Origin of the sequence: Microbacterium sp. HSID17254 (assembly GCF_003989315.1) — a bacterium.
GTDB lineage: Bacteria > Actinomycetota > Actinomycetes > Actinomycetales > Microbacteriaceae > Microbacterium.
Genome location: NZ_RBLT01000051.1, coordinates 1 through 15119 on the forward strand (window position 1 = coordinate 1; position 15119 = coordinate 15119).

A 15119-nucleotide genomic window follows, 5' to 3' on the forward strand; every position below is an offset into this window, starting at 1 on the left:
AGACCGCCGGCACCCAGCGCGATGCCCAGCGCGTCGTCGCCGTCGTCCGCCGTCGCGGGCTGCGGCGCGGCGCTCGTGCCGTGACCGTCCGCGGTGCCGTCCGTGACCGTCACGACAGGCGCGGGGGAGTCGAGGTCGTGCGGGTCCTCACCCTTCTCGGCGAGCTGCGTCCACTCGGTCGCGCCGTCCACGCACTGCTGGACCACCGGGAAGGCGAGCGTTTCGGGCGTGTCCTCATCCAGGCCCACCGACATGCTCACGGCGCCGCGCAGGTCGGTCGGCACCGGCGTGAGGGCGGTGTACGTGACGGCGCTCACGAGACCGTCGTCGCCGCGCTCGACCTGGATGGTCCAGTCGCCGTCGAGCGTGGGGGCTACCGAGGCGAGACCGTCCGGCATGGTGATGCGCAGGGCGGTGGTGGGCGAGGTGCCGCAGCCGTGCGAGAACGAGAAGGTCAGCACGCCGTGGTCGCCCGCGGCGAGCTCGTCCGGGCTGACGCTGACGTGCGCCCCGGCCATCGCGGGGACGGCGAGGGCGAGGGCGAGTCCGCCGACGACGCCGGTGGCTCCGAGGAGGGTGCGGCGCGGACGACGGGGACGGATGGTGGTGTTCGACATGGGGTCTCCAGATGCTCGTGTGCGGGCGCGCCGGAACAGCGCAGCCCGGAAGGATGGGCCGTCGAACGGCGACGGCCGGATCGAGGGGCGGCTCAGCCGCCGACGAGCAGCGGAGGACCGCGTCGCGAGACCACGGCGGTCGTCGCGACGTCGAGCGGAGGGAGGAGGGCGGAGCGCAGAGGACGCGGGGGAGCGGGCGGCGTGGAGGCGGGCGTCGCCGTGCGTCGGAGGGCGGCCTGGAACCAGCGGGCGATCGTGCGCAGCACGCTCTCGCCATGCCACAGCAGCACCGTCGTCAGCAGGGCGGCGACGAGGTGCGCCGACAGCATCAGCGCTCCTGGCCCTGCGGCCGGTGACAGCGGGCCGAGTGCGCTCAGGTCGAGGTGGTGGGAGTGGACGCCGAGTCCCGGCGCCTCCTCGGCGGTGGGCGCCCCCAGGAGCTGGAAGAGCAGGTGGAACGCGCCCTGCGCCAGGACCACGGCCACCGCGACTCGGGCGCGCGAGGACCGCCGGCCGACCACGGCGGCGGAGAGCGGCACGAAGAGCGTCGCGACGGCGGCGATGAGCAGCGGGTGCGGGGCGGCCCCGCCGGCGAGCGTGTGGGAGACGGCCGCGAGGAGCGTGGCGATCGCGGACACGGCGGCGGCGCGGAGGAAGCGCAGCTGCCGGGACGTCATCGTGCCAGCCTAGCGACGCTGCGCGAGCCGGGCGGATTCCTAGGCGGCGGGCAGTAGCGTGGGCTCGTGGAATTCCTGCTCTATCTGGGCGGCATCGTGTTCATGCTGATCGGCCTCGGCCTCTCGATCGGTCTGCACGAGGTCGGCCACCTCGTCCCCGCGAAGCTCTTCGGCGTGCGTGTCGGCCAATACATGATCGGCTTCGGGCCGCGCCTGTGGTCGAAGCGGATCGGCGAGACGGAGTACGGCTTCAAGCTCCTGCCCCTGGGCGGCTTCATTTCCATGTCGGGGATGTATCCGTCGTCGAAAGACAGCGGGCCCGCGTCCGGGGCGTTCCGCACGCTCATCCAGGACGCGCGCTCGGCCAACGACGAGACCATCGCGGAAGGCGCCGAGGACCGGGTCTTCTACAAGCTGCCGGTGTGGAAGCGCGTGATCGTGATGCTCGGCGGACCGCTCATGAATCTCGTGCTGGCCGTGGTGATCTTCACGGTCCTCGTCAGCGGGATCGGCGTGCAGCAGGGCACCACGACGGTCGCGGCGGTGAACGAGTGCGTGGTCCCCGCGTCGTCGACGGCGACCGAGTGCGGGGCCGACGATCCGGAGTCCCCGGCCGCTGCGGCCGATGTGCAGCCGGGCGACGTCCTCGTGTCGATCGACGGGAAGCCGGTGTCGACCTTCGCGGAGGCCACCGCCATCGTCCAGGCCTCACCGGGCGAGCCCCTCGACCTCATCGTGCGCCGGGACGGCACCGAGCGGACGCTGACCCTCACCCCCATCGCCGCGGAGCGCACCATCACGGACGCGAGCGGGCAGCCGGTGCTCGACGACGACGGCGATCCCGTCGTGAAGGAGGTCGGCTACGCGGGGATGATCGCGCAGATGGGCTACGTGCAGCAGCCGCTGACCGCCGGACCCCAGCTGGCGGCGGACACCGTCGCCCGGGTCGGCTCGCTGATCGTCACGCTCCCGGTGCGGCTGTGGGACGTCGGGGTCTCGCTCGTGACGGGAGGGGAACGCGATCCGAACGGGCCGCTGAGCGTCGTCGGCGTCGGGCGTCTCGCGGGCGAGGTGGCCGCGACGGACGCTCCGGTGCTCAACCGCTTCGCCGTGCTGCTCGGCCTTCTCGGCTCGCTCAACGTCGCGCTCTTCGTCTTCAACCTGATCCCGCTGCTGCCGCTCGACGGCGGGCACATCGTCGTCGCGCTGTGGGAGGGGATCAAGCGGGCGTGGGCGAAGCTGTTCCGGCGGCCGCCCCCGGCCCCGGTCGACGCCACCAAGCTCGTGCCGCTGACCGTCGTCGTCGCGACGCTGCTGATCGCGATGGGCGCGCTCCTGCTCGTGGCCGACCTGTTCAACCCGGTCAAGCTCCTGGGCTGAGCGGCCGGAACGCGCTCAGCGCAGGGCGTGCGCCGCCAGGCGCTCCAGCGTGCGGATGCCGTCGCGGGACAGGATCGATTCGAGGTGGCCCTGCACCGATGCGAAGCCGTCGCCGCGGAGCGCGTAGACGTCTCCGGTCACCGGATCCGCGGAGACCTCGGCCGCGCCCACCGTGGTCGCTCCGGGGTCGACCCGTGCCGTGAAGGTGTTGTAGAACCCGATCGAGGCGTCCTCGCCGAACACCGGCACGGCCTTCTGCAGCCCCTGGTGCGGAGCGTCGAGGGGCGTCAGCGCGATCCCCATCCGGTCCGCCAGGATCTGGTGGCTCAGGCAGACCGCGAGCAGCGGCGAATGCGCCTGCAGGCGGGCCGCCACGACCTCGCGCATCCGGGCGATGCGCGGGCTCGCGTCGTCTCGGGGGTCGCCGGGGCCGGGGCCGGCGACGACGAGATCGGCCGTCTCGACCGCCCCGTCGTCCACCTCGTCCCAGGACGCGATGGTCACGTCGAGCCCGAGGTGCCGCAGCTGATGCGCGAGCATCGTCGTGAAGCGGTCCTCGGCGTCGACGACGAGGGCGGAGCGGCCGGAGAACGGACCGGTGAAGTCCTCGCCCTGCGGGTTCAGCCAGAACTCGGCGAGGCGGGCGTTGCGCGAGGAGAGGAGCGCGGCGACGTCCGGGTCGTCCGCGAGACGCCGCGGCTCACCGGGGGCGTCGGCGTCGCTGCGGGCCTCGGCGACGCGGTCCCGATCGATCGCGCCGATCGCGCCGAGCACGCCGGCGGCCTTGCCGTGGGTCTCGGACACCTCGCCGTGCGGGTCCGAGTGGCGGACGAGGGTCGCGCCGACGGGCACGCTCAGCTCGCCGTCGCGCAGGTACACGGTGCGGATGAGGATGGGCGCGTCGAGGTCGTGCCCGCCATCGGCGTTGGGCGTGAAGAGCGCCGCGACGCCCGAGTAGTAGCCCCGGGGCTTGCGCTCGTGCCGCCGGATCACGGCGCAGGCGTTCTGCATGGGGGAGCCGGTGACGGTCGGGGCGAACATCGTCTCGCGGAGGATGTCCCGCGGGTCCAGCCCGCTCCGTCCGCGCAGCATGTACTCGGTGTGCGTCAGCCGCGACATCTCCTTGAGATGCGGGCCGGTGATGCGTCCGCCGTCGGCGCAGACGGCGCTCATCATCTTGAGCTCCTCGTCCACGACCATGAACAGCTCCTCGGTCTCCTTGGTCGACGCCAGGAAGTCGGTGAGCGTCTCCTTCGTCGCGCCGCCGGCCGGATGCCGGAAGGTGCCCGAGATGGGGTTCATGGTGACGACGCCGCCGCGGGCCACGACGTGCGCCTCGGGGCTCGCCCCGACCGCGATGTGCCCGGGGGTGACGACCGCGAACGTCCAGTAGGCGCCGCGCTCGTGGGCGAGCAGAGCCCGGAACCAGGTGAGCGCCGCCTGGCGCCCGTCGGCGTCGACGGTCGCGGTGAAATCGCGGCGGATGACGAAGTTCGCACCCTCGCCGCGGCCGATCTCGTCCGCGATCACGGTCTCGACGATCCGCGCGTACTCCTCGTCCGCGATGTCGAAGCCCTCATCGCGGAGCGCGATCGGGGCGGTCGGAAGCGCGTCGAGCACAGCAGCAGTTGGCAGGTCGAGGTGCTCCGCGACGACGAGGCAGCGCAACGGGGCGCCGTCGTCCTGGGCCACGAAGCCGCGTTCGCGGACCTGCCGATACGGGACGAGCGCGAACACCTCCCGCGGCTCTCCCTCGACCGTCAGGGGGATGTCGGCGAGCAGGTCGACGTCGGTCACATCTCCGGTGAGCAGCTCGACGGTGTCCGCGCCGTCCCGGGCGATCAGCACGAAGGACGCGGTGGGGTCGGCGCTGAGCTCGTCGAGGCGAGAGAGGGTCATCGATGTCTCCTGTGCGAGGGCTCCGGCTCGGCGCAACGAAAAGACCGCCCCGGAGGCGGTCTGGATTCGAGGGAACGCGAACACACCGCCTAGGAGGCGGGCCACCAGGTGATGTGCGCGATCATGGGGCGAAACTACCACACCCGCCGCATCCAGCCCTTCCGCATCCGGGCGGCGTAGGCTGGGATCGTGCCAGCAGTGAATCTTGGGATGCCGAAGGTCCCCGAAGTCCTCGCCCCGCGTCGCAAGTCCCGTCAGATCAAGGTGGGCAAGGTCCTCGTCGGCGGCGATGCGCCCGTCAGCGTGCAGTCGATGACGACGACGAAGACCACCGACATCAACGGGACGCTGCAGCAGATCGCGGAGCTCACCGCCTCCGGCTGCGAGATCGTCCGCGTCGCCGTGCCCTCGCAGGACGACGCCGACGTGCTGCACATCATCGCGAAGAAGAGCCAGATCCCGGTCATCGCCGACATCCACTTCCAGCCGAAGTACGTCTTCCAGGCGATCGACGCCGGCTGTGCGGCCGTGCGCGTGAACCCGGGCAACATCCGCAAGTTCGACGACCAGGTCGGCGAGATCGCGAAGGCCGCCAAGGACGCGGGCGTCTCGCTCCGCATCGGCGTGAACGCGGGCTCGCTCGACCGTCGCCTGCTCGAGAAGTACGGCAAGGCCACGCCGGAGGCCCTCGTCGAGAGTGCGGTCTGGGAGGCGTCGCTGTTCGAGGAGCACGACTTCCACGACTTCAAGATCTCGGTCAAGCACAACGACCCGGTCGTCATGGTCAAGGCCTACCGTCAGCTCGCCGAGCGGGGCGACTGGCCGCTGCACCTCGGCGTGACCGAAGCGGGACCGGCCTTCCAGGGCACGATCAAGAGCGCGACCGCCTTCGGCATCCTGCTGGGGGAGGGCATCGGCGACACCATCCGCGTCTCGCTGTCCGCGCCGCCGGCCGAGGAGGTCAAGGTCGGTCACCAGATCCTGCAGTCCCTCAACCTCCGGGAGCGCAAGCTCGAGATCGTCTCGTGCCCGTCCTGCGGTCGGGCTCAGGTCGACGTCTACACGCTCGCGGAAGACGTCACCGAGGGGCTCAAGGAGATGACGGTGCCGCTGCGCGTCGCCGTCATGGGCTGCGTCGTGAACGGCCCGGGTGAGGCACGCGAGGCCGACCTCGGTGTCGCCTCCGGCAACGGCAAGGGCCAGATCTTCGTCAAGGGCGAGGTCATCAAGACCGTCCCGGAAGCCGACATCGTCGCCACCCTCATCGAGGAGGCGAACCGCATCGCCGCCGAGATGGGACCGGACGCTCCGCTCGGCACCGCCCAGGTCGTCACCGCCTGATCCGAGGAGTGCCGTGTCCGACATCCTCCTGCCCGCGCCGGTCCAGGCCATGATCGACGCGATCAACGCCGGGCACACCGACGCCTTCGTCGCCGCGTTCACCGCGGACGGCTTCGTGAGCGACTGGGGCACCGTGAAAGCCGGTGCCGACGGCGTGCGCGGCTGGGCGGACAGCGATGCGATCGGCGCCGGGGCGCGGATGACCGTGCTCTCGGCCGCCACGGACGGCGACACGACGCGCATCCGGTTCGCGTGGAGCAGTCGCGTCTTCAACGGCGAGTCCGATGGGATCTTCGTCGTCGACGGCGACCGGCTCGCCAGCTTCACGATCCCGCCGTCCCACTGACACCCCGTGCCTGACCGGCACCACCCTTCCGTCGTCTCTCCGAGGAGCCCCATGACCACGCCCACGATCGTCACCTTCCCGGACGGCAGCCTCCGCGGAGACGCGGTCGTGACCCGCGTGGCCGACGACGCCGACGGAACCGTGGTCGTCGTCGACGCCACGCCGTTCCACCCCGTCGATCACACCTGGCCCGATCAGCCCGGCGATACCGGCGACATCTCCGGCGAGGACGGAGCCGTCGCCGTGACCGAGGCGCTCATGGCGGCGGTCTCGGATGACGGCGCGTTCGCGGTGGGCAGCGCGATCCCCGTCAAGCGCGGGACCGAGGGGTGGACGTGGCTGGTGGGCCACCGGCTCGATGGTGCCGCGCCCGCCTGGCTCGCGGAGGGGACGCGCGTGGCGCTCTCGGTCGACGAGGCGCACCGTGCCGGCCTCAGCCGCGGTCACACCGCGTGCCACCTCGCCTCCCTCGCCCTGGATCTCGCGGTCGCCGACCTCTGGCGCAAGGACCCGGGGGAGGATGCGCTGGGAAACCCGGACTTCGAGGGACGGGCGAACCAGTCCAGCCGCATCCACGAGGACGGCGCCGTCGACGAGTACCGCCTGGGCAAGAGCCTGCGCCGCGCGGGTTTCGACACCGAGACGTTCGCGGCCACGCTGGCGGACCGCGAGCAGCGCATCAACGCACAGCTCGCCGCATGGGTCGGCTCCGCTGCCGCGAGCCGCATCGAGGTGGACGGACCGACCATCGTCGACCGGCGACGCTGGCACTGCGACCTCCCCGAGGGCGAGGCCGTGATCCTCTGCGGCGGCACCCACGTCCGTTCCCTCGCGGAATTCGCCGCCATCGCGGTGACTCTGGATCTGTCCGACCCGCAGCTCCTCGTGATGACGACGACCGCGACTCCCGCCTCCTGAGCCCTCGCCCGCCTCAGGCATTCGCGCGAGGACAGGCGCCAGCAGCCGGTGTCGCCTGCTGTCGCGTGCCTGCCTGTTCTTGCGATGAGGTCAGCGCACGAACCCCGCCTGCACCCGACCACCGGCGAGTTCCAGTTCCTCGCCGACCCGCACGGACATCGTCCCGAGAGCTGCCGACGACCGTCTCCCTCAGGCTGACGCTGGTGGAGGATCAGGCGAACGCGGCAGCACAGGCTCTTGCGCCGGTAAGCGCCTGATCCGGCGTCCTCGCCTGACCCGGCGGAGTCAGACGGCGAGCTCAATCTCGCCCGTCGCGATGTCCACGCGCACGACGCGCAGCCGCACCACGTCCCCGGGCCTGGCGAGACCCACCGCCGCGGTCGTCGTGACCGCGGGCTCCGCGATCTGGACGGCGGCCCGCTCGCCCCGGAGCTCGATGACCGTCGCCTCGACCGTCTGCCCGACCAGAGGCGTGAGCAGCGCGGCCTCGACGCGGTTCACGGTGTCCGCGTCCAGCTGCGACGCCCGTCGGCCCGAGTCCTGCATGAGCGCGGGGAGGTCGCCGAGGGAGGAGCGCACCCACTCCGGCACCGGCTGTCCCGTCGACACGGCGAGGCAGATGGTGAGGACCCAGCGGTCGACGAGCCGGCGGAGGGGAGCGGTCGCATGTGCGTACGGGGCGCCGATCGCGGCCTGCACGGCGTCGGCGGGCGGCTCCCCGTCGAACACGAGGTACCCCGCACCGCGGAACAGCGAGGCGGCGGCTTCCAGCACCGGGAGGGTCATCGGGTCGGAGCGGTCGAGGCCGCGGAGGTACTCGCCGTACGTGCCGTCGGTCCACGGGCGCCCGAGCGCCTCCGTCTGGTGACGGAAGGCCGCGAAAGCCGCCTCGTTCGGCTCCGGCATCGTGCGGAGGATGCCCACGCCTGCGTCGATCATGAGCGTCGCGGCCGCGATCCCGGTCATGAGCGACAGCTGCGCGTTCCACTCCTCCACGGGCAGGGGGCTGCGGCGCTCGATCGCATAGGTGCCGTCCTCGGTGCGCACGACCTCCTCGTCCGGGACGTTGAGGCTGGCTCCACCGCGCCCACGCTCCTGCTCGAGGCGGAGGGCACCGATCTCCGGCAGCAGGGCCGCGTGGCCGCCGTCGCCCCGGTCCAGCGCCTCCTGGGTGGACGCGTAGTCGAGCTGCGCACGGGACCGGATGAGGGCGCGCTCCAGCCGGAAGTCGGTCACGGTGCCCGCGGCATCCAGCGCGAACGTCCACACGAGTGCGGGACGGTCGACATCGGGGAGCAGGGAGACGCGGTCCTCGCTCAGCACCGGCGGATGCAGCGGGATCGTGCCGTCCGCGGCGTACAGGGTCTGTCCCCGTCGGCGGGCCTCCGCGTCCACGGCACCACCGGGGGTGACGAAACCCGGCACGTCCGCGATGGCGTACCGCACCCGATAGCCGTCGCCGTCGCGTTCGAGGTGGAAGGCCTGGTCGAGGTCACGGGCGCCCGCCGGGTCGAGGGTCGCGAACGGGATGTCCGTGAGGTCGAGCTCCGGGGTCGTGGCCGAGGCCGCTTCCGCCTCGGCGAGCACGTCGGCGGGAAACACGGTCGGCGTGTCCAGGGCCTCCCGCAGCGCGGAGAGCGCCGCGGCGAGCTCGGTCTGAGCGGCGGAGGGGGAGACATGCGAGCGGCGCTGGGGCATGCCGCCAGCCTAGGTCGAGCACCGGGACGATCCGCCGCAGCCGGCCCGCGTGCCCGCATCGGCCGCTAGCGTGGGGACATGACCACTGCTGCCAAGGCCCAGACCCTCGTCGAACTCTATGACGCCCCGGAGATCCTCCGTGTGGTGAACGTGTGGGATGTCGTCTCCGCACGCGCCGTCGCCACGCTGCCGGAGACGAAGGCGATCGCCACCGCCGGTCACGGCATCGCCGCGTCGTTCGGCTACGACGACGGGGACACCCCGCGCGACGTCATGATCGACATGGTCGGACGGATCGCGGCGGCCGTGTCCGTTCCCGTCACCGCCGACCTGGACGACGGGTACGGCGACGCGGGGGAGACCACCCGCCTCGCGATCGCGGCCGGCGTCGTCGGCGCGAACGTCGAGGACCGCCTCAAGCCGCTCGACGAATCGGTCGCCGTCGTCGAGGCCATCGTGAAGGCCGCGGAGGCCGAGGGCGTGCCGTTCGCCCTCAACGCCCGGACCGACGCGTTCGTGCGCGCCGGATCGCGCCCCGTGGAGCAGAGCATCGCGGATGCCATCCAGCGCGGTCGCGCCTTCCTCGACGCGGGCGCCACCGCGGTCTTCGTCCCCGGCATCCTCGACGCGAACGTCACGCGTCAGCTCGTCGAGGGGATCGGTGAGCGCAAGGTCAGCGTGATCGGCATCCCCGGCGCGCTCGCCGCCTCCGAGTACGAGAAGCTCGGCGTGGCCCGCATCTCCTACGGTCCGCTGCCGCAGCGCGTGGCGCTCACGGCTCTGCAGGAGCTCGCGGAGAGCCTCTACGGCGGCGGTGTCGTGCCGCAGGGACTCCCGGCCCTCAACTGAGCGACGAGGCGGGTGACCGCGGCTCACTACACTTGAGCCGTGGTCACTCGTCTTTCGAACTTCTTCCTCCGTACGCTCCGCGAAGATCCTGCCGGTGCCGAGGTCGCCAGTCACAAGCTGCTGATCCGCGCCGGGTACATCCGACCGCAGGCGGCAGGCATCTTCGCGTGGCTGCCGCTCGGCCTGCGCGTCAAGGCGAAGATCGAGACCGTCATCCGCGAGGAGATGGCCGCCGCGGGTGCGCAGGAGGTGCACTTCCCCGCGCTGATGCCGCGCGAGGCGTACGAGGCCACTGGGCGCTGGGACGAGTACGGCGATCTGCTGTTCCGCCTCCAGGACCGCAAGGGCGGGGACTACCTGCTGGCGCCGACGCACGAGGAGGCGTTCACGCTCCTCGTGAAGGACCTGTACTCGTCGTACAAGGACCTGCCGCTGACGATCTTCCAGATCCAGGACAAGTACCGCGACGAGGCCCGGCCGCGCGCCGGGCTCCTCCGCGGCCGCGAGTTCACGATGAAGGACGCCTACTCCTTCGACGCCTCCGACGAGGGGCTGGATGCGAGCTACCAGGCGCAGCGGGACGCGTACGAGCGCATCTTCCAGCGGCTGGGCCTCGAGTACGCGATCGTGCAGGCCGACGCGGGGGCCATGGGCGGTTCGCGGAGCGAGGAGTTCCTGCACCCGACCCCCGTGGGCGAGGACACGTTCGTCCGCAGTGCCGGCGGCTACGCGGCCAACGTCGAGGCCTTCAGCACCCCGGTACCCGCGCCGCTCCCGTTCGATGCCGACGGCGCCCCCGTGATCTTCGACTCTCCGGACACGCCGACCATCGAGACGCTCGTGGCGCACTGCAACCGCGAGCTCGACGGCGAGTACACCGCCGCCGACACGCTCAAGAACGTGGTCCTCGCCTTGAAGCACCTCGACGGCACCCGTGAGCTCGTGATCGTCGGCATCCCCGGCGACCGCGAGGTGGACGAGAAGCGCGCCGAGGTGGCCTTCGCGCCGGCCGAGGTCGAGACCGCCACCGCCGAGGACTTCGAGAACAACCCCCTTCTGGTGAAGGGCTACATCGGTCCGTGGTCGCCCACAGGCGCCGTGCTGGGCGAGGAGTCCGCGACCGGCATCCGCTACCTCGTCGACCCCCGCGTGAGCGAGGGCACGAGCTGGGTCACCGGCGCGAACATCGACCAGAAGCACGCGCACTCCGTCGTCGCCGGACGCGACTTCGAGGCGGACGGCATCGTGGAGATCGCGAACGTGCGCGCCGGCGACCCGGCGCCCGACGGCTCCGGTCCGGTCGAGCTCGCCCGCGGCATGGAGATCGGTCACGTCTTCCAGCTCGGACGGAAGTACGCGGAGGCGCTCGGCCTCAAGGTCCTCAACGAGAACGGCAAGCTCGTCACGGTCACCATGGGGTCGTACGGCATCGGCGTCACGCGGATCCTGGCGATCATCGCCGAGCTCAACAACGACGACAAGGGCCTCATCTGGCCGGCCTCGGTCGCCCCGTTCGACGTGCAGGTCGTCGCCGCCGGGCGCGACCAGGTCGCCTTCGACGTCGCGGAGGACCTCTCCGCGCAGCTCGAAGCCGCCGGGCTCGACGTGCTCTACGACGACCGTCCGAAGGTCTCGCCCGGAGTCAAGTTCGGTGATGCAGAACTCGTCGGCGTCCCGAAGATCGTGATCGTCGGCCGGGGCGCCGCCGACGGCCAGGTGGAGTTCTGGGACCGTCGCACGGGCGAGCGCGAGGCGGTCTCGGTCGCCGAGGCCGTGGAGCGGCTCTCCGCCACGCGCTGACCCGGCGCTCTCGGTCGCTCAGCAGGTGACGCGGCCGTGGTTCATGATGTCGTCGTCCGGGGTGTCTCGGGTCACCAGCGCCTTGAGCGCCCCGGCGGCCATCGCCACCTTGCCCTTCGCCGGTTCCCAGAACTCGACGACGACCGGGGTGACCGCGAGCAGGGCGATGCCGGGCGTGTCCAGCCCGTCCTCGAACCAGATGTCGAGGGAGGGGGAGTAGAGCTCCTCCATCTTCGCGCGGTCGTGGACGACCTCTGCGGTGCCGGCGACGGACACGTAGCGCATGCCCTTCGCGTCGCAGTAGGCCAGCCCGACATCATGGTGACGGCGCGCCTCCTCGACCTTCTCCGTGTCTTCCGCCGTGAAGAACCAGATGGCGCCGGCGTCGTCCATCTGCCTGGTCGACATCGGCCGGCTGACGAGGTTCCCGTCCGGGTCGGTGGTGGTGAGCATGGTGAAGTCGATGTCCTCCACGAGCTCCTTGATGCGGGCGAGGGCCTCGGGTCCGGTGATCTCTGTCATGTCGCCATCGTGGCGCCACCGCCGACCGAGGGCACGGGCGTTGACACCGTGTCCCGCCCATGCTGCGGAGCGCGGGGGCGCGGATCCTCGGCGTTGCGTCCCGTCGGCGGGAGGCCGCGTGGGACGCTGGGGGCATGACCGAGGAACCGCTGCCGGCCGCTCTGAGCGACGAGATCAACCATGTGCTGGACGAAGCGGGGGTGTCCTCGGACCGCCGGCTCGTGATGCGGATGCTCCGCACGGCGCTGCTCCTCGGTGAGGACGACACCGACCGCCTCGACCTCAAGATCGCCTCCGCCGCCCTGGCCGAGATGCGCGACGCGTTCCGCCTCTTCGCCCCGTTCCGCGGCGTGCCGAAGGTGACGGTGTTCGGCTCCGCGCGCACCCTCCACGACGACCCGCTGTACCTGCAGGCGCGCGATGTCGCGGCGGCGCTCGCGAACGACGGCTGGATGGTCGTCACGGGCGCGGGCCCCGGGATCATGCAGGCCGCCGCCGAGGGGGCGGGGCCGGCGCTGTCGCTCGGCGTCTCCATCCGGCTCCCCTTCGAGGAGAAGGCGAATAGTCTCGTCGCGGGCAGCGATCAGGTCGTCGCGATGAAGTACTTCTTCACGCGCAAGCTCATGCTCATCAAGGAGTCGAGCGGATTCATCTGCCTGCCCGGGGGCTTCGGCACGCTCGACGAGATGTTCGAGCTGCTCACCCTGCAGCAGACCGGGAAGGCCGAGCCGACGCCGATCGTGCTGCTCGACGAGAAGGGCGGATCGTTCTGGCAGGGCATGCGGCGCTTCGTCGACGAGCACCTCGCCCCGATGGGGGTGATCTCCCCGGGGGACTTCGATCGCGTCGTCATCACCGACTCGGTCGAGGAGGCCCGCGCCGAGATCACCGGGTTCTGGCGCAACTACGACTCGCTGCGGTGGGTCGGGGACACGCTCGTGCTGCGGCTCAAGGCCGAGCCGACGGACGCCGAGATCGAGGAGCTCAACACCGCCTTCGCCGCACTCCTGTCGACCGGGCGGATCGAGCGCACGGCTCCCCGGTCCCCGGAGGTCGCCGACGACGACCGCCTCGACCTCCCGCGCCTCGCCCTGCACCTGGATCAGCGTCAGGTGGGCAACCTCTTCCGTCTGATCGGCGCGCTCAACGCCCTCCCGTCCGCGCCGAAGGCCTGACCAGGCGCGGGACTGTCCGCCGGAACAGGCACCTGCGCGGAAGCAGGCTGCTCGCGCACAGAGAGCCTGCTGTCGCGCGACGGCCTGTGCCGGCGGAGGCCGGATGGCCCGGGCGCGCGGCACACGGTATCGTTGTACGGATGTCGCGCGTGCATTCGGGCGCGACGAGAGCTGAATAGGGAGGCCGTCATGGACATCGAACTGAGTCTGCTGCGAGGGATCGAGAAGGAGAAGGCGATCCCGTTCGACGAGCTCGTCTCGATCATCGAGCAGGCGATCCTGACCGCGTACTCCAAGCACGTCTCGCCCGACGGCGCGACGCCGGAGGGCGTCCGCGTGCACCTCGACCGCAAGACCGGCCACGTCGCCGTCCTCCAGGTCGTCCGCGACGACGAGGGTGCGATCATCGGCGAGGAGGAGGCGACGCCGGACGACTTCGGGCGCATCGCCGCATTCGCCGCCAAGCAGGTCATCAGCCAGCGCCTCCGGGACATCGCGGACGACGCCGTCCTCGGGGAGTTCAAGGGCAAGGAGGGCGACATCGTCGCCGGCGTGATCCAGCAGGGTCCGAACCCGCGCATGATCCACGTCGACCTCGGCTCCGTCGAGGCGATCCTCCCGCCCGAGGAGCAGGTGCCCGGCGAGGAGTACACGCACGGGTCCCGGCTGCGCGTCTACGTCACCAGCGTCGCCAAGGGGCTCAAGGGTCCGCAGATCACCGTCTCGCGCACGCACCCGGGCCTGGTCCGCAAGCTGTTCGCGCTCGAGGTGCCCGAGATCGCGGCCGGCCTGGTCGAGATCGTCGCGCTGGCCCGCGAGGCCGGGCACCGCACCAAGATCGCGGTGAAGGCGAACGACCCGGCCATCAACGCCAAGGGCGCGTGCATCGGCGAGATGGGGCGCCGTGTGCGGGCCGTCACGGAGGAGCTGGCGGGGGAGAAGATCGACATCGTCGACTACGACGCCGACCTGCCCACGTTCGTGGCGCACGCGCTGTCGCCGGCGAAGGTCACGAGCTCGTTCGTCCTCGACGCGAGCACCAAGGCCGTCCGCGCCCTCGTGCCGGACTACCAGCTGTCGCTCGCCATCGGCAAGGAGGGTCAGAACGCGCGCCTGGCCGCCAAGCTCACCGGCGCCAAGATCGACATCCAGCCGGACAGCGTCCTCGACTGATCCCTGTCCGTCCTCGACGCCACGCCCGGTGGCGGCGAGGACGGACGGAACGCAGGTGTAAGATGGAACCCGTACGAACGTGCGTCGGTTGCCGCACGCGTGCTCCCCGCTCCACTCTGCTCAGGGTGGTTGCCCAGAACGACACCCTCATCCCCGATGAGCGTGCTGTCCTGCCGGGGCGTGGCGCGTGGGTGCATCCGACACCCGAGTGCATGGAAGCCGCTCTGCGGCGTCGAGCTTTCGGAAGAGCACTGCGTGTGACCACTCAGCTGGACACACGGATCTTCGAACAGCACCCACCAAGAAACAAAGGCTGAACAGCTATGGAAACAAAGTGAACGGCTCGAAATGAGACCCGTCCGCGACTAGTGGTCTGCCCTGTCTGGGCAGACCGACCCAGACAGGAGAATTGTGGCTGGTAAACCACGCGTACATGAGATCGCCGCCGAACTCGGCGTCGACAGCAAGGTCGCACTTGCGAAGCTCAAGGAACTCGGCGAGTTCGTGAAGAGCCCGTCCTCGACGGTCGAGCCCCCGGTGGCGCGCAAGCTGCGCGCCGCGATCGAGGCCGACCCGTCCCTGAAGGCGGCCTCCGAGCCCGCTGCGGCGAAGCCCGCCGCGAAGCCGGCACCGAAGTCCTCGGCGCCCACCCCCGGTCCGAAGCCCGGCCCCAAGCCGGGTCCTGCAGCTCCGGCCGCACCCGCCCCGAGCCCGGCGCCCGCCC

Annotated in this window: 15 protein-coding genes; 10 read left to right on the top strand and 5 right to left on the bottom strand. The window is 71.2% G+C overall.

Annotation, left to right across the window (positions count from 1 at the left end):
* Both D8M34_RS16460 and D8M34_RS16465 read right to left on the bottom strand, forming a co-directional pair.
* A partial coding sequence (locus D8M34_RS16460) for a YcnI family copper-binding membrane protein (RefSeq protein ID WP_126894540.1) occupies window positions 1-617 on the bottom strand: 617 nt, incomplete at its 3' end.
* 92 nt (window positions 618-709) lie between these two features.
* Window positions 710-1294: a hypothetical protein gene (locus D8M34_RS16465; RefSeq protein ID WP_126894541.1), complete on the bottom strand. Its 585-nt coding sequence runs from the start codon at window positions 1292-1294 to the stop codon at window positions 710-712.
* A gap of 66 nt (window positions 1295-1360) precedes the next feature.
* Between D8M34_RS16465 and D8M34_RS16470 the strand changes: the two genes are divergently transcribed.
* On the top strand, window positions 1361-2674 hold the full coding sequence (locus D8M34_RS16470) for a M50 family metallopeptidase (RefSeq protein WP_126894542.1): 1314 nt from the start codon (window positions 1361-1363) through the stop codon (window positions 2672-2674).
* Window positions 2675-2689: 15 nt separating this feature from the next.
* Here the strand turns inward: D8M34_RS16470 and D8M34_RS16475 are convergent, their stop codons facing one another.
* On the bottom strand, window positions 2690-4573 hold the full coding sequence (locus D8M34_RS16475; RefSeq protein ID WP_126894543.1) for a chorismate-binding protein: 1884 nt from the start codon (window positions 4571-4573) through the stop codon (window positions 2690-2692).
* A gap of 210 nt (window positions 4574-4783) precedes the next feature.
* On the opposite strand from D8M34_RS16475, the gene ispG reads away from it, so the two are divergent.
* The 3 genes from ispG to D8M34_RS16490 are packed head-to-tail and all read left to right on the top strand — an operon-like array spanning window position 4784 to window position 7178.
* A complete protein-coding gene (gene ispG, locus D8M34_RS16480) occupies window positions 4784-5914 on the top strand; it encodes a flavodoxin-dependent (E)-4-hydroxy-3-methylbut-2-enyl-diphosphate synthase (RefSeq protein WP_025103167.1) in 1131 nt (376 codons plus the stop codon).
* Between the two features lie 13 nt (window positions 5915-5927).
* On the top strand, window positions 5928-6260 hold the full coding sequence (locus D8M34_RS16485) for a nuclear transport factor 2 family protein (protein ID WP_126894544.1): 333 nt from the start codon (window positions 5928-5930) through the stop codon (window positions 6258-6260).
* Between the two features lie 51 nt (window positions 6261-6311).
* Window positions 6312-7178 carry a hypothetical protein gene (locus D8M34_RS16490; protein ID WP_126894545.1) on the top strand — a complete coding sequence of 289 codons (867 nt, stop codon included), beginning with the start codon at window positions 6312-6314 and terminating at the stop codon, window positions 7176-7178.
* 285 nt (window positions 7179-7463) lie between these two features.
* On the opposite strand, the gene D8M34_RS16495 is transcribed toward D8M34_RS16490, so the two are convergent.
* Window positions 7464-8876, bottom strand: a complete 1413-nt coding sequence (locus tag D8M34_RS16495; protein WP_126894546.1) for an RNB domain-containing ribonuclease — start codon at window positions 8874-8876, stop codon at window positions 7464-7466.
* Between the two features lie 78 nt (window positions 8877-8954).
* On the opposite strand from D8M34_RS16495, the gene D8M34_RS16500 reads away from it, so the two are divergent.
* Window positions 8955-9725, top strand: coding sequence for an isocitrate lyase/PEP mutase family protein (locus tag D8M34_RS16500; protein WP_126894547.1), 771 nt, complete (start codon window positions 8955-8957; stop codon window positions 9723-9725).
* A 39-nt stretch (window positions 9726-9764) separates the two neighbouring features.
* Entirely contained in the window at window positions 9765-11525 is a 1761-nt protein-coding gene (locus D8M34_RS16505) for a proline--tRNA ligase (RefSeq protein ID WP_126894548.1), read from the top strand.
* 18 nt (window positions 11526-11543) lie between these two features.
* On the opposite strand, the gene D8M34_RS16510 is transcribed toward D8M34_RS16505, so the two are convergent.
* Window positions 11544-12047: a pyridoxamine 5'-phosphate oxidase family protein gene (locus tag D8M34_RS16510; protein WP_126894549.1), complete on the bottom strand. Its 504-nt coding sequence runs from the start codon at window positions 12045-12047 to the stop codon at window positions 11544-11546.
* Window positions 12048-12181: 134 nt separating this feature from the next.
* On the opposite strand from D8M34_RS16510, the gene D8M34_RS16515 reads away from it, so the two are divergent.
* From D8M34_RS16515 to D8M34_RS16530, 4 genes are all read left to right on the top strand, one after another.
* Window positions 12182-13222: an LOG family protein gene (locus D8M34_RS16515; protein WP_025103176.1), complete on the top strand. Its 1041-nt coding sequence runs from the start codon at window positions 12182-12184 to the stop codon at window positions 13220-13222.
* 189 nt (window positions 13223-13411) lie between these two features.
* On the top strand, window positions 13412-14395 hold the full coding sequence (gene nusA / locus D8M34_RS16520) for a transcription termination factor NusA (RefSeq protein ID WP_025103177.1): 984 nt from the start codon (window positions 13412-13414) through the stop codon (window positions 14393-14395).
* A gap of 62 nt (window positions 14396-14457) precedes the next feature.
* Window positions 14458-14712 carry a YlxR family protein gene (locus D8M34_RS16525; RefSeq protein ID WP_081811550.1) on the top strand — a complete coding sequence of 85 codons (255 nt, stop codon included), beginning with the start codon at window positions 14458-14460 and terminating at the stop codon, window positions 14710-14712.
* A 94-nt stretch (window positions 14713-14806) separates the two neighbouring features.
* The coding region (locus D8M34_RS16530) for a translation initiation factor IF-2 N-terminal domain-containing protein (protein WP_174235402.1) at window positions 14807-15119 on the top strand (313 nt) is incomplete at its 3' end.